General features: G+C 66.7%; 19 protein-coding genes. 5 read left to right on the top strand and 14 right to left on the bottom strand.

All coding sequences use genetic code 11. The features are described from left to right. Window positions 1–3: 3 nt before the first annotated feature. Window positions 4–1,032: a cytochrome d ubiquinol oxidase subunit II gene (cydB, locus tag C5B85_RS11235; RefSeq protein ID WP_104286123.1), complete on the bottom strand. Its 1,029-nt coding sequence runs from the start codon at window positions 1,030–1,032 to the stop codon at window positions 4–6. After that, window positions 1,032–2,459, bottom strand: coding sequence for a cytochrome ubiquinol oxidase subunit I (locus C5B85_RS11230; RefSeq protein ID WP_104286122.1), 1,428 nt, complete (start codon window positions 2,457–2,459; stop codon window positions 1,032–1,034). Before C5B85_RS11230 ends, cydB begins: the two co-directional genes overlap by 1 nt. A gap of 249 nt (window positions 2,460–2,708) precedes the next feature. On the opposite strand from C5B85_RS11230, the gene C5B85_RS11225 reads away from it, so the two are divergent. Both C5B85_RS11225 and C5B85_RS11220 read left to right on the top strand, forming a co-directional pair. Continuing rightward, window positions 2,709–3,443, top strand: a complete 735-nt coding sequence (locus tag C5B85_RS11225) for a DedA family protein (protein ID WP_104286121.1) — start codon at window positions 2,709–2,711, stop codon at window positions 3,441–3,443. Between the two features lie 4 nt (window positions 3,444–3,447). Then, entirely contained in the window at window positions 3,448–4,596 is a 1,149-nt protein-coding gene (locus C5B85_RS11220; protein ID WP_181064404.1) for an App1 family protein, read from the top strand. 28 nt (window positions 4,597–4,624) lie between these two features. On the opposite strand, the gene C5B85_RS11215 is transcribed toward C5B85_RS11220, so the two are convergent. Further along, entirely contained in the window at window positions 4,625–5,131 is a 507-nt protein-coding gene (locus C5B85_RS11215; RefSeq protein ID WP_104286120.1) for an HtaA domain-containing protein, read from the bottom strand. A 53-nt stretch (window positions 5,132–5,184) separates the two neighbouring features. After that, a complete protein-coding gene (locus C5B85_RS11210; protein ID WP_104286119.1) occupies window positions 5,185–6,114 on the bottom strand; it encodes an AEC family transporter in 930 nt (309 codons plus the stop codon). 250 nt (window positions 6,115–6,364) lie between these two features. Here C5B85_RS11210 and C5B85_RS11205 point away from each other — a divergent pair, with 250 nt between their 5' ends. Further along, entirely contained in the window at window positions 6,365–6,709 is a 345-nt protein-coding gene (locus tag C5B85_RS11205; protein ID WP_104286118.1) for an Lsr2 family protein, read from the top strand. Between the two features lie 108 nt (window positions 6,710–6,817). Here C5B85_RS11205 and C5B85_RS11200 read toward each other — a convergent pair whose 3' ends face one another. From C5B85_RS11200 to C5B85_RS11165, 8 genes are all read right to left on the bottom strand, one after another. Next, window positions 6,818–7,660, bottom strand: coding sequence for a universal stress protein (locus C5B85_RS11200; protein ID WP_104286117.1), 843 nt, complete (start codon window positions 7,658–7,660; stop codon window positions 6,818–6,820). 31 nt (window positions 7,661–7,691) lie between these two features. After that, window positions 7,692–8,864, bottom strand: coding sequence for a hydroxymethylglutaryl-CoA synthase (locus C5B85_RS11195; protein WP_104286116.1), 1,173 nt, complete (start codon window positions 8,862–8,864; stop codon window positions 7,692–7,694). Between the two features lie 26 nt (window positions 8,865–8,890). Continuing rightward, complete coding sequence (locus C5B85_RS11190; RefSeq protein ID WP_104286115.1) at window positions 8,891–9,937, bottom strand: hydroxymethylglutaryl-CoA reductase; 1,047 nt, start codon at window positions 9,935–9,937, stop codon at window positions 8,891–8,893. Then, window positions 9,934–11,019, bottom strand: a complete 1,086-nt coding sequence (gene fni / locus C5B85_RS11185) for a type 2 isopentenyl-diphosphate Delta-isomerase (RefSeq protein WP_104286114.1) — start codon at window positions 11,017–11,019, stop codon at window positions 9,934–9,936. The genes C5B85_RS11190 and fni overlap by 4 nt, the downstream gene beginning before the upstream one ends. Further along, on the bottom strand, window positions 11,012–12,100 hold the full coding sequence (locus C5B85_RS11180) for a phosphomevalonate kinase (protein WP_104286113.1): 1,089 nt from the start codon (window positions 12,098–12,100) through the stop codon (window positions 11,012–11,014). The genes fni and C5B85_RS11180 overlap by 8 nt, the downstream gene beginning before the upstream one ends. After that, window positions 12,097–13,125, bottom strand: a complete 1,029-nt coding sequence (gene mvaD / locus C5B85_RS11175; protein ID WP_219819397.1) for a diphosphomevalonate decarboxylase — start codon at window positions 13,123–13,125, stop codon at window positions 12,097–12,099. Before mvaD ends, C5B85_RS11180 begins: the two co-directional genes overlap by 4 nt. Next, window positions 13,122–14,069 carry a mevalonate kinase gene (gene mvk, locus C5B85_RS11170; RefSeq protein ID WP_181064403.1) on the bottom strand — a complete coding sequence of 316 codons (948 nt, stop codon included), beginning with the start codon at window positions 14,067–14,069 and terminating at the stop codon, window positions 13,122–13,124. The genes mvaD and mvk overlap by 4 nt, the downstream gene beginning before the upstream one ends. A gap of 125 nt (window positions 14,070–14,194) precedes the next feature. Next, entirely contained in the window at window positions 14,195–14,605 is a 411-nt protein-coding gene (locus C5B85_RS11165; RefSeq protein ID WP_104286111.1) for a VOC family protein, read from the bottom strand. 114 nt (window positions 14,606–14,719) lie between these two features. Here C5B85_RS11165 and C5B85_RS19210 point away from each other — a divergent pair, with 114 nt between their 5' ends. Further along, the gene (locus tag C5B85_RS19210) at window positions 14,720–14,857 is read left to right on the top strand and encodes a hypothetical protein (protein WP_181064402.1); all 138 of its coding nucleotides are present in this window, start codon (window positions 14,720–14,722) and stop codon (window positions 14,855–14,857) included. An 8-nt stretch (window positions 14,858–14,865) separates the two neighbouring features. On the opposite strand, the gene C5B85_RS11160 is transcribed toward C5B85_RS19210, so the two are convergent. Next, complete coding sequence (locus C5B85_RS11160) at window positions 14,866–15,465, bottom strand: TetR/AcrR family transcriptional regulator (protein ID WP_104286183.1); 600 nt, start codon at window positions 15,463–15,465, stop codon at window positions 14,866–14,868. Between the two features lie 70 nt (window positions 15,466–15,535). Here C5B85_RS11160 and C5B85_RS11155 point away from each other — a divergent pair, with 70 nt between their 5' ends. Further along, the gene (locus C5B85_RS11155) at window positions 15,536–16,129 is read left to right on the top strand and encodes an NAD(P)H-dependent oxidoreductase (RefSeq protein ID WP_104286110.1); all 594 of its coding nucleotides are present in this window, start codon (window positions 15,536–15,538) and stop codon (window positions 16,127–16,129) included. Here C5B85_RS11155 and C5B85_RS11150 read toward each other — a convergent pair. Further along, window positions 16,093–18,861 carry a rhomboid family intramembrane serine protease gene (locus C5B85_RS11150; protein ID WP_104286109.1) on the bottom strand — a complete coding sequence of 923 codons (2,769 nt, stop codon included), beginning with the start codon at window positions 18,859–18,861 and terminating at the stop codon, window positions 16,093–16,095. The two genes, C5B85_RS11155 and C5B85_RS11150, sit on opposite strands and share 37 nt — an antisense overlap. Window positions 18,862–18,950 lie beyond the last annotated feature (89 nt).

Here is an 18,950-nt window from a genome sequence, read left to right as displayed (position 1 = left end):
GTGTCAGGCGGCGACGGCCGCTGGCTCCTCGTGTGCGTCGCCGAGGATCGTCTTCCGACTGATCCGCTTGCGGAACACCCAGAAGGTCCATGCCTGGTAGCCGAGCACAAACGGGACGATGATCAGCGCCGCCCAGCTCATGATGCCGAGCGTGTAGTCGCTCGATGAGCCGTTCGTGACCGTCAACGGGTTGGAAGGGTCGAGCGTGTTCGGCACAAGGTTCGGGAAGAGCGACGCGAAGAGTGTCAGTACAGCTGCGGCCACGGTGAGCGCGCCGAGCGCGAACGCGATGCCGTCGCGTCGGAGCAGGGTGCTCACGTACGAGCCGACGAAGGCCAGCACTGCGACGAGCGCGAGGATGAGCCCCGCGACCGAGAAGTGCGCGACGACCGTCCAGCCGAGGAACGCGATCGCGAGGACCGCGACGACGGCACCGACCTTGAGCGCCAGGGATCGCGCACGGTCGCGGATGTCACCTTCGGTCTTCCGAGTGATGAACACCAGCCCATGGTAGAAGAACAGCGTGAGCGTGGTGAGCCCGCCGAGCAGCGCGTACGGATTCAGCAGGTCGAAGAACGACCCGACGTAGTTGAAGTTCTCGTCGAGCGCGAGCCCCTGCGTGATGTTGGCGAACGCCACGCCCCACAGGAGCGCCGGGACCGCGGAGCCCACGAAGATCATCCAGTCGAACCATCTGGTCCACTCGACGCCCTTGCCCTGGTGGCGGTACTCGAACGAGACACCTCGAACGATGAGCGCCAGCAGGATGAGCAGGAGTGGCAGGTAGAAACCGGAGAATATTGTCGCGTACCACTCGGGGAACGACGCGAAGAGCACGGCCCCTGCGACGATCACCCAGGTCTCGTTGAGGTCCCAGATCGGGCCGATCGTGTTGATGAGCACTCGCCGGTCGGTGTCGTCCTTGCCGATGAACGGGAGGGCGATGCCGACGCCGAAGTCGAAGCCGTCGAGCACGAAGTACCCGATGAAGAAGAAGGCGACGATCCAGAACCAGAGGACGGGCAGGTCCATCAGTAGACGCTCGCTTTCACCTTGACGTCGGCAACGTCGTCGACGGTGCCGTCTGCGTTGGAATCGAAACTGGGTGGGTCGGACTGCGCGGCTTTCAGCAGCAGCTTGACCTCGACGACCGCGAGGATCGCGTAGACGAGCGTGAAGGCGACGAGCGAGATGAGGACACTCAGGCCGCTCACGTTCGGCGATACGCCGTCTTCGGTCCGCAGGAGGCCGAAGACGAGCCAGGGCTGGCGTCCCATCTCGGTGAAGATCCAGCCGACGGTGATGCCGAGCGTCGGGAACAGCACCGTGAGGATCGCGACGTTGAACATCCACTTCTTCGGTGGGTTCTTCGCCTTCTTGCGTGTCACCCACAGGCCGGCCATGGCGACGGCGATGGAAGCCATGCCGAAGCCCATCATCCAGCGGAAGGACCAGTAGGTCACCCAGATAATCGGGGAGTAGTCGCCTGGCCCGTACAGCGCGGTGTACTGCGCCTGAAGGTCGTTGATGCCCTCGACAGTGCCGTCGAAGGTGTGGGTCGAGAGGAAGGAGAGCAGGTACGGGATGCGGATGGAGAACAGCTCGGAGGAACCGTCTGGCGTTCCCCACGTGAAGATCGAGAAGGATGCGTTCGCGCCTGTCGCGGTTGTGTACAGGGCCTCGGCGGCCGCCATCTTCATGGGCTGAGCCTCGACCATGGCGAGGCCGAGCTGGTCACCACTGAGCATCGTCCCGACGCCGCCGACGAGCATGAACCAGAAGCCGAACTTCAAGGCGGGCTGCATGACGTCGTGGTTCTGGTCGCGCTTGAGATGCCAGGCCGCGGTCGCGATGATGACGGCGGCTCCGACCATGAGTGACGCGAAGATCGTGTGCGGCAGGGCTGCCAGCGCGACCGGGTTGGTGAGCACAGCGCCGAAGTCGACGAGCTCAGCCCGACCGTTGGCCTCGTTCATCTCGTAGCCGACCGGGTTCTGCATGAACGCGTTGGCGGCGAGGATGAAGTAGGCGGAGGCCCACGTGCCGATCATGGTCAGCCAGATGGTGGCGAGGTGCAGCTTCGGCGGGAGCTTGTCCCAGCCGAAGATCCAGAGGCCGATGAACGTCGCCTCGAGGAAGAACGCGACAAGACCCTCGAAGGCCAGCGGAGCCCCGAAGACGTCGCCGACGAACCGCGAGTAGTCGGACCAGTTCATGCCGAACTGGAACTCCTGCACGATGCCCGTCACGACACCCATTGCAAAGTTGATGAGGAACATCTTGCCGAAGAGCTTCGTGAGGCGCAGGTACGTCACCTTGCCCGTGCGGACCCAGGCGGTTTGCCAGATCGCGATGGCGAGCACAAGCCCGAGCGTGACCGGCACGAACAGGAAGTGGTAGACGGTCGTTGTGGCGAATTGCCACCGCGCAAGAATGAGTGGATCCAGCAGGGCGTCCACAAGGCCTCCTGATGCGTCTGGGGTTGGGCGCGAGGCCCCGGGATCGCAGCGCGATTCCTGGGCACAATGCTACGCCGCTCGACTACTACATCGTGTCGAATAGGCCACCCTAAGTCGGCTCGCTTTTGCCTGGGGATCAGGCTTTTCTACATTATGTAGTGGATGTAACGAAATGATAACGGAGCAGAATCCCCAGGGACGCCAAAGTTGGGGCCCTAGAGTCGCGGTCATGAATGCGGGGAACAGAGCATGAACGAGCTGATCGAGACCGCGCTCCAGTACATCGAGTCCGTGCCACCCGTCTGGCGGATCGTGCTGGTCGGCGTCGCGATCCTGCTCGAGACGAGCGTGCTCATCGGGCTGATCGTGCCGGGCGAGACCGTGCTCCTGGCTCTCAGCACCGGCATCGATGCTCCGCTCCCCTGGGTCCTGACCATCGCAGCATCCATCGTCGGCGCCCTCCTCGGGGAATCGTTCGGGTTCTGGCTCGGCCGCACGTTCGGCCCCCGCATCCGCGCCTCCCGTGTCGGCCGATGGCTCGGCGACGAGCGCTGGCAACGTGCCGAACTCCTCATCCAGCGCCGCGGAGGGCCAGCCGTCCTCATCTCCCGGTTCCTGCCCGTGCTCCACTCGCTCGTGCCCCTGACCGCGGGCATGGGCGGAATGCGCTACCGACGCTTCCTCGCCTGGACCGTCCCGGCCTGTGTCATCTGGTCGACCGCCTACGTGAGCGCCGCCGCAGGGGCATCGGCTGGCTTCCGCGAGCTCTCGTCGTCACTGCACTGGGCCGGTTACCTGTTCGTCGGCGTCATCGTCGTCTTCCTCGCCATCATGTGGCTCGTGAAGCGCTCGATCGGTAAGGTCATGAACCGCGACCTGGACGAGGCGACCGCCGACGCCGAGCGGACATCAGCCGAGCAGAGCGGGACGGAGCGTCGGGACGCGGACAGCACAGACGCCGAGACCGCCGGCGTGCGAGGATAAACGGGTGACGCCGACCTCCGACGCCCAGTCCCCGCTCGAACGCTGGCTCCTTGGGCTCCGGCCCGTGCGGGCCGTCATTGCGAACGCGTTCCGAATAGAGGACCGCGTCCGCCTCGTACGCGTCAAGCTCGTGCGCAAGCGCGGCTACCTCACGGTCCTCGAGCCGTACACGGGGTACGGCAGCACCACCTGGGTTCGGGCGCTCGCGCGCGTGCACATGGCACCCCCTGGCAACCGTCGGAGATTCAGCCTCTCCCGCCTCCTGCGCCGCAAGCGCCGCGAGTCCGTCGTCCGCGGCTGGCGCAGTTTCGCCCGAGTCTCGGCAGGAAACGTGCCCGCAACGGTCATCATCGACGGCGTCAGGCACCCGGTCAAGGCCGACCGTGGCGGCATCGTCGACATCAACCTGCCCGCGAACCTCGCTCCGGGGTGGAACACCATCACATTCGAGAGCTTCGACCGGCAGACCAGCGAGGCCCCCGTCTTCATCGTCGCCGACGACCAGCGCGTCGGTCTGCTCTCCGACATCGATGACACGGTGATGGTCACGGCACTTCCCCGCCCCATGCTCGCAGCCTGGAACACGTTTGTGCTCGACGTGCACGCCCGCACGCCGACGCCAGGCATGAGCGTGCTCGCTGAGCGAATCCTGACCACCTTCGGACGCAGCGAGACGCCCGTCGTCTACCTGTCGACCGGGCCATGGAACGTCGCCCCGACGCTCGCGCGCTTCCTCGGACGCAACCTCTACCCGGCGGGGCCGCTGCTCCTGACCGACTGGGGGCCGACTCCTGAGCGAATCTTCAGGTCGGGACTCGAGCACAAGGTCTCGAACCTCGATCGCCTCGCGCGCGAGTTCCCCGACATCAAGTGGATCCTGGTCGGCGATGACGGACAACACGACGAGCAGATCTACGGCGAGTTCACGAGCCGCCACCCGGATCGGGTGCTTGCCATCGCCATCAGGCAGCTGTCGACCAGCGAGGCGGTGCTTGCAGGCGGCCGCGCCGCGAGTGCGCACTGGCGCAAGAACGCGCCGGTGCCCTGGGTCTACGCACCCGACGGCGCTGGTCTCGCGAAGCAGCTCACCGAAGGTGGAATAATTCCTGACCTCTCGCAGGCGCCGGAGAAGGCCCCAGACGAGACGCGCTAACGCTTCGACCCGGTGCTAGCGCTTCCGGCTAGGCACGCTCTTCGCGCGGCGACTGCGCCCGCCCGAGGGCAAGCGTGAAGTTCAGGGAGTCCATCTCCGAGTATGGGCGGTACATCCCGTTGAAGACCTCAGAACCGGCCGGGGTGAGGATCACACGCACGCCCAGCCATTCGGCGACGTCGTCGCGCACGAGCGGTGTGCCGATCTCGCAGCTCGCGAAGTCGATGAGTGCGCCATCCAGGCCCTGCACAACGAGCCTCGCGTCTTCACCGTCGAAAACGAGCTGAGGATCGCGGAACGTCACATCGAGCATGCCGCCGTGGCCAGTCAGCCGGACGGCGCCGACGAAGCTTGCCCTCCCCACGGGCGCGTCTCCCGCAAGCCACGCGGAGTCGGTGGCACCGCGCGGATAGCCGAACTCCTCGTCGTCGATGAAGGCACCGCCCTCCACGTGCACGTCGCCGCCGGAGCGACGAACATACTCGACGAAGGACGACTTGATCGGCCATCGCAGATCACCACGCCAGAGGTCCATGTCACAAAGCTAGCCCGGCCGGAATTCGAAGCGCCAGCGGCAATCTCTTCGAACTACGTGGAGAGCAGCAGCGAGACGACGAAGATGACCGGAACGGACAGGAACGTCGTTGCGAGAATCGCCTCCCGCGCGACGCGCATCCCGACACCGTAGTTGCTGGCATAGGTGAAGACGTTCTGCGCCGACGGGAGGGCAGCCGTCACGACGACGATGAGCAGCGCGGCACCGTCGAGACCGAACAGCCACGCACCGATGAGCCATGCGAGGGCCGGATGCACGAAGACCTTCAGGACGGTGGCGACGATCGCAGGAGCCCGATCCGGGTCACGGAACGGTATGGCGTTGCCCCACAGGGACATGCCGAACGCGAGGAGCATGGCGGGGACGCTCATGCCGCCGAGCAGCTCGAGCGGATCGAGGAGGAACGGTGGGATCGTGATCCCGAACGCACTCACGGCAATACCGCCGAGCGCGCCGATGACAATGGGATTCCTGAACGGCCTCAGCACGATCTGCCACCACCGGAGACGTGGCGCGTCAGCGTCTCTCGAGGCGATGTCGAGGAGCGTCATGAAGATCGGCCCCATGATGAGCTGCTGCCCGAGCATGACCGGCGCGACCAGAGTCGCGTCCCCGAGCACGTAGACGGCGATCGGGATGCCGAGGTTGCCTGCGTTGACGTAGCTCGCCGCCATGGCGCCGGAAGTCGTCGTCGCGAGACCCCAGCGGCGGAGCGCGCCGACCCCGCTGTAGATGAGTGCCACCGCGGTCATCGCGATGGCGGTGACGACGAACTGGCTCGAGTAGAGCACCTCGAGGTGCGCATCGGCCATGAGTGTGAAGAGCAGTGCGGGGGTTGCGACATTGAAGGCCAGCTTCGACAGGCCCGTTTGCCCCGTCTGGCCGAGCACGCCACTCCGTGCCAGGAACACTCCCACCGTCACGATGACAGCGATGACCGCGAATCCCTGAAGAACATTCATAGCTATCGAGATCGTATCCTGCCCGGCGACGCCGGCCCCCGCCCACAAAGCCCCTCGTCAGCCATCCAACCAATTGGAACGCTTCCCAGATGCCAACCGAAATCCATTCGAGCAGGGCTTAGTCCACCGTGTCGACACCTAGCGTGAGGGCTAATCCGGGCTTGAACTCGCTCCCCTGAACGAACCTGGATTCAAATCACCGGAGAATCATCTAGCATGTATTCGCTCTGCAATTAACGAAGGGGACCCCATGGCCAGGAAAGTCATCTATCAGCTCGTCGACGACATCGACTCGACTTCACTCGCCGAGGGCGAAGGCGAGACCGTGCAATTCGCGCTTGACGGGACCGACTACGAGATCGATCTCTCAGACGAGAACGCCAAGAAGCTGCGCGACGCGCTCACCGATTACGTCTCGGCGGCTCGCACAGTAGCCAAGACCCGCAAGACCAAGTCCTCGGGCTCTGCTGCCAACCGCCCGAAGCGCGACCTTGCCGCTATTCGCGCCTGGGCTCGTGCAGAAGGCCACAAGATCTCAGATCGCGGACGAATTCCCGGTTCGATCATCGAGGACTTCGAGGCCGCGAACTCGTAATTCGAGAAGTCTCACCGGATCACCGGGAGACCGCGCGCAGAGAAGAGGGCCAGACGGCAAATGCCGCCCGGCCCTCTTTCTGCGCTTTCGAGCTTTCCCGGTGTCGGGCTACTTCGCGACGATCGTCGGCGTCTCGAGGTGCGCGAGGACGCCGTGGCTCACGGAACCGAGCAGCAGGCGAACGAAGGCCCCGCGACCTCGGCTGCCGACGACCACGAGCGATGCCGAGTGGGCCGCATCGAGGATGGCCATGTCAGGGATGCCCTCGACGACAACCGGCGTGATCTCGAGGTCCGGGTAGCGCCCCCTGAGCCCGGCGAGCGCCAGAGACAGCGTCTCCTCGGCCGCAAGGCGCAGCTCGTCGAAGAAGTCGCCCGTGACGATGACTCCCCCTCCGTAGACGTTCGGGGCGTGCCAGGCGTGGACTGGGATGAGCGGCTCACCGAGGCGGCTCGCCTCCTCCGCGGCCACGGCGAGCGCGTGCTCGGAGAGGTCCGAACCATCGACCCCGACGACGACGCCGCGTCGTGCAGCGAGGTCCACGTCCGGGATGACGGCAACGGGTGACTCGCTTGCGGCCGCCACACGAACGCTGTGGGTGCCGCTGGCCCGCCCGGGGGCGTCTCCCCTATTGCTGCCCACGACGAGGAGGCTGGACGACTTCGAGAGGTCCGCGAGCGTCTCGATGATGGCGCCCGTCAGGACGACGGTCTCAACGTCGAGGGCGGGGTCTACTGCAAGCGCGGCATCCGTCGCCTCCTCGAGGATGCGCGCCGCCGCGCTCTCCGCTTCTATGAGCAGGTCGGGATTGCCAGCTCCGGCGATTCTCGGATCGACGATGTGCGCGAGTCGCAGGCGCTTCCGTCCTCGCGACGCACGGGCTGCCGCCCACCGCGTTGCGACGATCCCAGGAAGATTTCCGGCGACTCCGACGGTGATGTTCTCGCTCATACCCGAATGCTAGCCCCGCGCACCAGTGGAATTACTGCGTGACGGCGTACTCCCGCTTGAGATCGGAGAAGCCTGCCAGACGGAATGGGCCGGGCGTCTCGTTCGGCAGTGCGAACTCGCCGAGCTCGCTCGGATCGCGGCGCTCATGCCACGCGAGATATTCGGCGGCATCGATGGGAACTCGTGCTGCGAGGACTGCGCGATTCTCATCCGCGCGCAAATGCTTGCGATATCCCGGCTGAACCGTGCCAGCGAAGAACTCGGCCACACTTCCGGAGCCGTAGCTCAGGAAGCCGATTTTGGTCCCATCCAGCTCTTCGTCGCTGTCCAGGAGGCTGAGGAGCGCAAGGTAGATCGATGCCGTGTAGGTATTTCCTATGACTCTGTTGTATTTCAACGTCGGCGCGATCTGCGCGTCGAGGGCAGAAGGGTCGAGGTCGCCGCCCGCCGTCTTGATGAGATGGCGGTGTGCTTTCGACGCCATCTTCGTGAACGGCTGGTGATAGCAGAATCGATGGAATTCGGTGATGGGGAATCCACCCTGTGCCGCGTAATCCTTCCACGCGTTCTCAACTGCAAGGAGGTACGCGCGAATCGAGTACTTACCATCGACGAGGGCCGTAACCCGACCGTTCGGACGCCAGAAGTCCATGATGTCGCTCGTGAAGACCCCGGAGCCGGGCTCGATGACAACCAGGTCTGGGTCTGCAGCGACGAGCATCGCGACGGCACCGGCACCCTGCGTCGGCTCACCGCTCGAGTCGAGCTCGTAGCGCGCGACGTCGCTGGCGATGACCAGGACGCGTTGCCGCGGGTCCCTCGCGACGAGAGCTGTCGCGAATTGGAGCGCGGCGGTCGCCGAGTAGCACGCCTGCTTGAGCTCGACGACCCTGCAGGTAGCCGGCAGGTCAAGCAGCTGGTGCACGTAGACGCCGGCTGCCTTCGACTGGTCAATGCCGGTCTCGGTCGCGAATAGGACCGTGCGGATGCCCTCGACGCCGTGGCGGTCGATGATCTGCTTGGCGGCGGCCGCGCCCATCGTGACGATGTCCTCGTCCGCGGCCGTGATGCTCATCCGCTCCTGGCCGATGCCGATGGTGTATTTCTCGATCTCGGTGCCGAGCCGCTCGGCGATCACCGAGAGGTCGAGCACTCTTGACCCCGTCGCGAACGCGAGGTCGTGGATGCCGATTGGTGTAGTCATAGTGTTCGCTCGTTTCCGCGCGTCGCTCAGTTCGCGGCGCGTTCCAGCTTGATGTGCGAGGCCATGAGCTCGCCCTGGTTCGTCTGGGCTGCCATGAGGGACAGCTCGCCGCAGAGAACGGTTGCCGCACAGAGTACGGCCAGTCGCCGAGCGTTTGCCCCAGGCTCACGCTCTTCCTTGCAGCCGAGCCGCCCGAGGTTGGCCTCGATGAAGTCGAGGCCCTTGCCGTTGCCGACACTGCCGACGATGAGGTTCGGCAGGGTGCAGGAGAAGTACAGGTCGCCGTCGCGGACCTCGGCGTGGGTGATGCCCTGTGAGCCCTCGACGATGTTTGCCGCGTCCTGACCCGTGGCGAGGTAAAACCCGAGGAGCATGTTCGCATAGTGCGCGTTGCCCGTCCGAAGTCCGCCCGCGAGCATCGTGCCGATGAGGTTCTTGCGCACGTTGAGCTGCGCGATCTTCTCTGGCGTCGACCGTAGCCAGCGCTCGACGGTGCGCCGCGGGAGCACAAGCTCCGTGACGACGTTCTTGCCGCGTCCCAGGATGCCGTTGACGGCGGTCGCCTTCTTGTCTGAGCAGAAGTTGCCGGAGATCGACTCGTAGCGCAGCTCAGGCCAACGACGCAGGATGAAGTCCATGAGCCGCTCAGAGGCAAGCGTCACCATGTTGTGGCCGGAAGCGTCGCCAGTGGTGAGCTCGAACCTGAGGAAGAGCAGGTTGCCGGCGATCTGTGCATGCAGGTCGATGAGGCGTGCGAAGCGGCTGCTCGTCGCAACCACCTCCTGCAGCAGGTGCATGTGCGCTTGGATCTCGTGAAGCGCCTTGAGCGCGACCCCGGCGTCGTCAGCCTCGAAGAGCACGGAGCGGCTCATGCGCTCATCGATGAGGGTCGCCTTGATGCCGTCGGGGACGAGCATGGACATCTTGGCCCCGCGACCGACCGACGGCCAGAGGGGCTGCTCGTAGGTCGCGAGCGGCACAAGCTGCTCACCCTCCATGACGTTTCCGGTCACGCGAACCGGACCGACCCACTTGAGCGGAACTGGTGCGTGGTCGAGGAGCTCGGTGCTCATCGCTGTCCTTTCGATGGGAGGGTGCCGCGCCCGCGTGCACGCGAGACGGCGGCCGGGTTGATGCCGCGGGAAGTGCAGAACTCGAGGAGCGTGCCGTGGAGGATGAGCTCCTGCTGGCTGAGGGCGCCAGGGGTGGATGCGCCGAGCATCGTCTGCAGGGCGGCGAGCTGCTCCTGCCAGGAGCGGATGTGCTCGACAAGCGCCTCCACGCCGTGCTCGACCAGTACCTCGAGGAAGTGGCCGGAGACGCCGACGGCGCGCGCACCGAGCGCAAGGGCGCGCAGGACGTCGAGTGGCGTGCGCACTCCTCCGGACGCGAGCAGGACCGGCAGCTGCGCAGTGCTGGCGTCCGCCTCGATGAGCGCTTCTGGCGTGGACTGACCCCAGCCGACAAGCGACGCGTAGTCGCCGAGGCGTCGGCGTGAGTTCTCGATCCTGGCGAAGTCGGTGCCGCCTCGTCCGCTCACGTCCGCGTACTGCACGCCGAGCTCCGCGAGGCGCGCGAGCGTGCTCGCGCTCAGCCCGAAGCCGACCTCCTTGACGATGACCGGCACGCCGACCCGCTCCACGATGGACGCTATGGCCGAGGGCCAGGACGCGAAGTCACGGTCGCCCTCAGGCATGACCGTCTCCTGCACCGAGTTGATGTGGATCTGCAGCGCGTCGGCTTCGAGCAGGTCGACCGCGCGCTGAGCGTCGTCTGGGGTGACCGTCGCGTTCACATTGGCCATGACGAAGCCCGTGGGGTTCTCGTCGCGGATGACTCGGAAGCTGGGCGCGGTCGATGCGTCCTTGAGGTAGGCCGAGAGGGAGCCCGCCGCCATGGCGAGGCCGGTCTCGCGGGCGGCGACCGCCAGGTCGCGGTTGATGACACCTGTGCGCTCGCTGCCACCCGTCATACCGTTGAGGTAGAACGGCACAGACCAAGTGGCGCCGGCAACCTCGACGGAGGTGGAGACGGAGGCGCGATCAACACCGCCGAGCGCGTGGTGCACGAAGCGAACATCGTCGAAGTCGTTGCGCGTGATACCTGCCCGCTGCGCGAGGGCCAGGTCGACGTGCTCGTCCTTGCGGTTACCCATGTTCGCGAACTCCAACTCGACTGTGCGGTACGACGTGCAGATTCAGGACTTCGATGCCGGCGGCGCGCCAGGCGGCGTCCAATGCTTCGTTGCGGGCTGGCGCGAGCGCGATGCCGCAATCGCCGCCGCCTGCCCCGGACGTCTTCGCCGGGATGCCGACGGAGCGGGCCGCCGCGATGAGGGCTTTGAGCGCCTTGGTGCGGATGCCGATGCCGCTCAGCTCGTCGAGCGCTTCGAGGTTGGCTTCCGCGTCGCGGATGGCCGTGAGGGCGTGGTCGACGGTGTCGGACCTGACGGCCACGACAAGGGCGGCGGTGATGCGGTCGCTCTCTTCGAGGAATCTCGCGTATTCGGCGCTCGAGCGCCAGTCGCCGGCGTGGAGGGTGCCGACGAGCTCAGCCGTCGAGGCCGGCGCCGAGGTCCACCCCACGTGCAGCACCGTGGAGCTCGGATCCGGCAGAGCTTCGAGCACAAGACCGGGCCAGGCGTCGCTCAGGCTGGCCGCCACCCCTCGCGTGCGGCGAAGTTCGCGCACTGCAAGCCGGTCCGGTGACGCGTAGTGGACCCATCCCCCGAGCGTGCTCGTCGCGATGTCGGCGCAGGAGGCGGCCGGTCGCAGCTCGATCGTGGCGAGGCTCGCGAGTCGGTAGACCGCCTCGTCGTCGACGTCGAGACCAAGGTGCTGCGCGAGCGCGCGCACCGTCACGACGGCGACGGCGCCACTCGACCCGAGTCCGAACTTGCGACCGCTCTCGTCGTCGAGCTCGCTCTCGATCTCGAGCGCAAACGGGGCGATGTCGATGGCGCGCTCGCGAGCGAGCTGCACGACGACGCGGATGCACTCCCTCACGAGCTCGGCGCCCGGTGCCTCGATCGACACGAGGTCGCCCTCGATGAGCACCGGCACCGGTTGCGACCCGAAGTGCGGGGAGCTGACGGTGCTGCCCTCGGCGGGGACGGCGGGGCGAAGCGTGGCGCGGATGAATTTGGAGACGCCGACGATGATCGCGTGCCTGCCTGGTTCGACCACCGCGTACTCGCCGTTGACAAAGAGCTTGCCAGGGGCCTCGGCGACGATCACCGGGGTGCTCCGGGTCCAGCGATCGCAGTCGGCCCCTGGCCGGAGACGGAGACCCCGTGGTCCGAGACAGAGACCCCCGGGCCTGCCTCGGCGATCACGAACTCGATGCCAGGGGCGGCCGCGGCGAGCGCGTCTCGGACCGAGGCGGCCTCGGCCGACCTGCAGAGTGTCTTCACGTTCGGCCCAGCATCCATGGTGGCGTAGGCCTCCAGGCCGGTGTTCCGGAGTTCGGCAACCGCGTCGAGCAGAGCCATGCTGCCGGCCGTCAGGTAGCGGACAGGTGGCACTGCACCGAGCATCGCGGCGTGCATCCTGAGCGCGTTGCGCTCGGAGATCTCGCCGACTGCCGTGAAATCTCCGCGCCGAAGGGCGTCGCGCATGAAGGCCAGCTCGGTCGGGTTGGTCGCAACCCAGGGCGCGTTGTACGGGGAAGTCTCCACGGTGCGCCGCATCGCATCCCGACTCGAGATCGGCTTCGCTCCGGCATTGACGATGCCAAGCACCATGGCCGCGTCGATGCGCGCGTCGTCGACGGGTTCTGCGTACGAGGTGAGGTCGTCGCTGCCGGCGTTCCAGACGGCGAAGCCGCCGAAGATGGAACGCGAGGCGGAGCCTGAGCCACGACGCGCGAGTCGTGACAGGTCGCGTGGCGAGAGGTCGAGCCCGTACGCCGCGGACGCCGCGGCTGCAAGGGCAGCGAAGCCTGAGGCTGACGAGGCTAGTCCGGCTCCGGTCGGTCCTGCGTTGCTCGTCTCGACGCGCGCCGCCCGCGTGGTCCCTGCGAGCTCGGCGACGTGGTCGAGGAACCGGGCGACCTTCGCGGCGGCTGCCTGCGGCATGGGGGCGCCGTCCTGGAGGACTTCGTGCGGCGCGCTCTCAGACAGGAGGGAGACCGTCGTCGTCGTCGGGTAGACGGCGAGCGTCAGCGACAGACTCGAGGTCTGCGGGATGATGAGCGCCTCGTCGCGCTTTCCCCAGTACTTGATGAGCGCGATGTTCGGGAAGGCGATTGCTGTCGCGCTCACAGCGGCGTGCCAGTGGTGGTGATGCTCCAGGTCTGGATGGCGCCCGCGCTCTGCAGTGCGGACGCGACCGCCGAGGCGTTGCCGCGCTCTACGACGGCGACGATGCACCCACCGAGCCCTCCGCCCGTGAGCTTGGCCCCGAGCGCCCCTGCACGCGTCGCCGCGATCACGAGCTCGTCGAGTGCGGGGTGGCTCACACCAAGCGCAGACAGGAGCTCATGCGCCTGGGTCATGCGGGCACCGAGCGAGCGAGGCGCGTTGGTCTCGAGGTCGGTGATGGCCAGGTCCGACAGCTCGCCGAGGGCGTCGATGATTGACATCGTGGCGTCGTGGTCGCGCTCGAGTGATGTACGGACGTCGTCGACTGCCTGCCGCGTCGATCCGTGCACGCCCGTGTCGGCGATCACGAAGCACGCGTCGAGGGCGACGGGAACCGGCACGGCGCTCGCGTTCTGGAAGCGGATGGGCGACGGGATGGTCGTAGCCAGCGCATCGAGCCCGCTCGGCTTGCCGTGGGCCACCTGCTCGGCAAGCTGGACAAGCGCGAAGTGCTCGCCGCCGGAGAGCGTCACGTTGTGGAGGCGCGAGACGGCGTCGACGATGGCGCCGGCGGCAGCCGCGCTCGAGCCCAGGCCACGGCCCAGCGGGATGTTCCCGCGGACCGCGACCGTCAGGCCTTCGAGTTCTCCCCCGATCGCCCGGAGCGTCTCCTCGATCGCCTTCTTCGGCGCCTCGACGATCTCCGGGGCAGCGGCAAGTGGCCCCGTGTAATGGTCCGACTCGAAACGAGGCTCGGTGCCCTCGCGCCAGGCGGTCGCTCGCATGCGCATAGCGCGGAGCGGAAGCGCGACGGCAGGCTTCCCGTAGACGACCACGTGCTCGCCGAAGAGGATGAGCTTGGCGTGCGCGCTTCCACGCCCAACCGCTCGTCCGATTCGCGGCAACGCGGAAGTGTCGAGAGAAGCAAGCGACGTCACGTCGAAACTCGATGGCACCAGGGTCACTCACCTCGCAGTAGGTCGGCGTCAAGTGTACGGCGCAGTCAGGCTGATCGCATGCCGCGCACTCGTCAGCTTCCCAGGATGTTGACCATCCATGCGATGCCGAAGCGATCGACGAGCATCCCGAACGTATCGCCCCATGGCGCCTGGACGAGCGGCTGCTCGATCTCCCCGCCGTCGGCGAGCTTGTCCCAGTAGCCGCGCAGTTCGTCGGCGGAGTCTCCGCTGAGCGAGATCTCGATGGTGCGCCCCGGCGAAGGCACGATGTAGGAGGGCGTGTCTGAAGCCATGATCGTAAAGCCGCTTGAGGTCGTGAGCTGGCCGTGCATGATCTTCTCCGACTCGGACGGATCCATCGGCATGCCGGCGGCACCGAAGGTGCTCATCGTGAGCTCGCCGCCGAAGACCCCCTTGTAGTACTCGAGCGCCTCACGCGCGTTGTCGTTGAAGTGAATGTAGGGGTTGAGCAGTGCAGCCATGGTTCAGGCCTTTCGTTCACGGCAACGACGAGCATCGTCGCGCGGTCCGATCGTGGCACAGACGACCGACATTTCGAGGCATTGCAGCGGGGAATCCCGTGGAACAACCTGATCATGGAATTCACCACGAACGAGGAGACCGGCATCGGGGGTGGCGACCCCATCACGGTATCCTCGCTCGACACGGAGCCGCGAACGACGGAGGCGACGCGCGAACGACGGATCGTCGCGGTCGTCGAATCGCTCGCCTGACTCGAGCCTCACATCGGGGCGATCGCCTGGTCGCTGTAGCGTCGAAGCGACTCGGCGAGGGCCGGCCTGATCTGGGCCCGGGTGAGGTGTCCCGCGATCACCAGGTACGAGAGGCCCTGCACGGTTGCCCAAAGCGCCGTCGCGCGAGCCTCGATCCGTCCGGGGTCCGCCTCAGGGTCGAGGCCGGCTGCCGCATCGCCGAGCGTGACCTCGAGCTGGTTGATGAGCGGGGCCATGGTCTCGCTCGGCGCCCCGGGCACGCACACCTCAGGGTCGTAGATGAGCGTGAACGCATGCGGGTTGTCGATGGCGAACTCGACGTACGCGACCCCGAGTGCGACCGCGCGTTCGCCAGGGTCGAGGCCCGGCGAATCCGCGGCCAGGAACTGGTCGACGAGTCGCTGCATGCTCACTTCGCCGAGTCGCTTGAAGAGCCCGGCCTTGTCCCCGAAGTGGTGGTACGGCGCGTTGTGACTGACGTCCGCCTCGCGCGCCAGCTCGCGCAGGCTGATCGACGAGTGCGGCTTCTGTGCCAGTAGCGCGATGCCGGCGGCCTCGAGGACGGGGCCGAGGTTGCCGTGGTGGTAAGGCGCATCGGATCTTGACATGAGCAACATTCTAGCTAGGCTGACTCTCGTCACATCTTGACACTGTCCACTTCAAGGCTCAGGAGCCCGAATGCACACCCTCGTCATCGATGGCCACCCCAACCCGAACTCCCTCTGCGCCGCGCTCGCGGCGCACTACGCTGACGCGCACGGCGACGCGAGGATCCTCGCAGTGCGAGACCTCTCGTTCGACCAGAACATGCACTTCGGCTACACCAAGCGACAGGAGCTGGAGCCCGACCTGCAGGAGGCCTGGACCGCGATCCAGACGGCAACGCGGATCGTGCTTGTCACCCCGGTCTGGTGGGGCTCTGTACCGTCGCTCCTGCAGGGGTTCTTCGACAGGCTCCTGCTGCCTCGCATGGCCTACGATGCCTCGGGCACCCTCCCCAAGGGCCTCCTCAAAGGTCGCAGCGCCCGCATCATCCTGACGGCGGACAGCCCCGGCTCCTACCTGCGGCTCACCGGGAACACGCCCGTTCGGCAACTCAAGACGCACGTGCTCGGCTTCGTCGGCCTGGCACCCATCTCGGTGACCCGCTACTCCCCCGTCAAGACCTCGAGCAAGCAGCGCCGGGAGCGATGGCTCGCCGACGCCGCCCGCCTCGGCGAGAAGGACGCGAAACGCTACTTGCCGGCGCCGAGCCCCGCCCTGATGAGCTGACCCGTCGTAGCCGTCGGCAAGTACGCGCGCGTCAGTCCGATGCCGATGCGCGGGAGGTCCGACTCGTCGCGGAACAACAGATACATGGGTTCGAAGCGCGGGTTGAACTTCATCTTGAAGTTGTGGAGCGAGGAGAACCCGTACAGCGGCTCGAGGAGCTCTGAGACCTGGCTCAGCACCTGGTCGAGCGGCGTCGCCTCCGCCTGTCCCGAACCCGCGAGCGGAGCTCCGGACAAGGAGGCGAAGGCGGCGCCCTCGTCCCTGAAAGCCAGCGCAGAAGAGATGATGAGGAACTCCATGACGGCCTTGAAGCCGCCGTCGCGTCGGCGCATGAGGTCGAGCGTCCACCCTCGGACCTCGCCGTCGTTGCCGTAGACGGGCAACCAGGACGTGACCCCGTGCACGCTCCCGTCGTCGTCGATGGCGATGCCGAGCCGAACGGCCGGGTCGAGCGCCTCGTCGACACCGCCGAGTGTGAAGCCCATCTCGGGCAGCCCCTTGTCGCCGACCCAGTCCTCCGAGATCGCGCGAACCTGCGCGAGGACGGCCCACGGCTCCTCCGCCAGGGTCGTCATCTTGAAGCGGATCCCCTCGCGTTCGGCCCGGTTGACGGCTGAGCGAACGGGCTGCCATGGCTTCCCCTTGAGCTCGAGGCCGGGGAGATCGATGATCGTGTCCTCCGCAACCTGCACGCGCTGCCAGCTCGCGGGAGCCGCATCCACCGTCGCCTGGGTCGCCGAGAAGAACGCAGGAGTGTGACCCGCGAGCTCCGCCCGGGAGGCGAAGTCGTGGATGAGCGCGCTGAGCTCCCCAGCGGGAGCGACCGGGTCACCGAGCGCGAGGGCGACGCCCGAGTACTCCTGGTAGGCGACGTAGCCGTCCTTCTTCTCGCTCAGCAGATAGTGGTTGCGAGGCCAGACGGTCATCCACGAGATGGTGCTGCCACCGACCTTCGGGAGGATCTCGCGAGCTTCCTCGACCGTGCCGCGCCGCTCACCTGAGATGGAGTTCTTCGAGGGACGCACGCGGACCGCAAACGATCGGCGCGCGATGATGAGGAAGAGGACCACAAGCACCCAGAGCAGGGACCCCGCGAAGTTCATGGTCAGCCCGTCTTCGAGGCTGCCGGAGGTCGCCACGTCGACGACGATGAGCGCAAGCTCAAGGAGGTTGAAGACGCCAAGCGCAACCGCGACGATCCATGCGAATCGCTGACCGCGCCTGATGCCGTTGGCGACGAGGAGGATGACGATGACGTCGATGGCGACGCCCACCCAGGTCTCGGTCTCGGCCGTCGACTTGCCGAGCGGCCCGTCGAGCGTGAAGAGGGCGGCCACGACCTGAGCGGTGCCGAGCCCGATGAGGGCGGTGAACGCGATGAGGCGGTCCTCGCGTGTGCTCGTGGCGAAGCCCGTCTTGCGATGGCGCTGCACGGCATAGATCGCGAAGATGGCGGCGACCGGCAGGAAATGCTCGAGGTCGGCGAGGTCGCCCACGTACAGGAGCCGCAGGGTCACGAGAGATCCGAGCGCGAGCCCGAGTCGGAGCCGCCACGGCGGCCGCAGCACCCAGACGAGGGCGGCGGTGAGGGCGGCGATGCCGCCGGAGGCGCCGACATCGAGGCTGCCTGCGAGCCTCGTCGCCCACTCCCACCCGGTCGGCGCGAGGGCCGCGACTATGGCGAGTGTGCCGAGCACGGCGAGGGCCTGCCCGCCAAGGAAGACGAGGGCGGTGCGCTTCCAGCCGAAGCGGAACTCGAAGACGCCGCCGACGATGAGCAGCTGCACGATGAGCAGCGCGTAGTGCCAAGCGCCGTTGCCGAGCAGCGACCCGGTGATGATCGTCCACCACATTCCGGCTTCGAGCGGCGGAAGCCCGAAAGCGACGTCCCCGTACCAGGGCTGCGCCCGCGACAGGTGCCACATGGCTCCCGTGGCGATGCCTCCGACGATGATCACGAGCACCAGGACGGTCGTGAATGGTGCGCGGCGCGCGAACGTGACGAGCGGCCGAACCGCAGCAGCCAGCGCGTCTCGGACGGCGGCGCCCCCTGGCGTGGAGTCCTGCGCGTCCTTTGCGGCCGGGATGAGCAGGTCAAGCTCTTGCTCTGTCTCGCTGGCCGCATCCGCACCTTCTGGTCGGCGCCGGGCGCGGTAGACGACAATCGCGACGAGGACGACGACCAGCACGGCCGCGACGGCAAGCGCAGCCCAGCCGAACGCGTGGATGATCGCGAGCGCGCTGTTCCCCAGGGCGACGGTGATGGCGGTGACGCCGGCCGCCCACGCGATTCCTCCGAGCGCGTTCGCGAGGAGGAAGCGTCCGTACGGCATGGCCATCGCGCCCGCGAGGGGGCCGGCGAAGACGCGGAGCAGTGCAACGAAGCGCCCGAAGAAGACGGCGTACGCACCCCACTTCTGCATGAGGCCGACGGCCGCGTTGATGCGGGCGACGCCGAAGTATTTCGGGTACCGCTGCGAGAGGTAGCGCAGCAGGCGGGCTCCCCAGCGTTTACCTATGTAGTAGCCGATCGAGTCGCCGACGATGGCGCCAACAGCAGCGGCGGCGGCGAGCACCCAGGGATCAACGCCCGTGCCCGCGATGCTCAGGAGCACGGCCGCGATGAGCACGCTCTCGCCTGGGAGGGGCAGGCCGAGACTCTCGAGCGTGACGATGCCAGCAACGAGGAGGACAACCAGGAGTGGGGGGATAGCGGTAAGCCAGTCGAACACGAGTTCAGGCTAGCTGTGAAATGGCCGAGAGGCGCGGGTTTGTTGCCAAACCGCCGCCAGATGCGCTCCGAACGACTTCCTGTGACCAA

The organism is Pseudoclavibacter sp. AY1F1, from assembly GCF_002931075.1.
In the GTDB taxonomy this organism is placed as follows: domain Bacteria; phylum Actinomycetota; class Actinomycetes; order Actinomycetales; family Microbacteriaceae; genus Pseudoclavibacter.
This window is presented reverse-complemented; position numbering and strand designations above follow the sequence as displayed.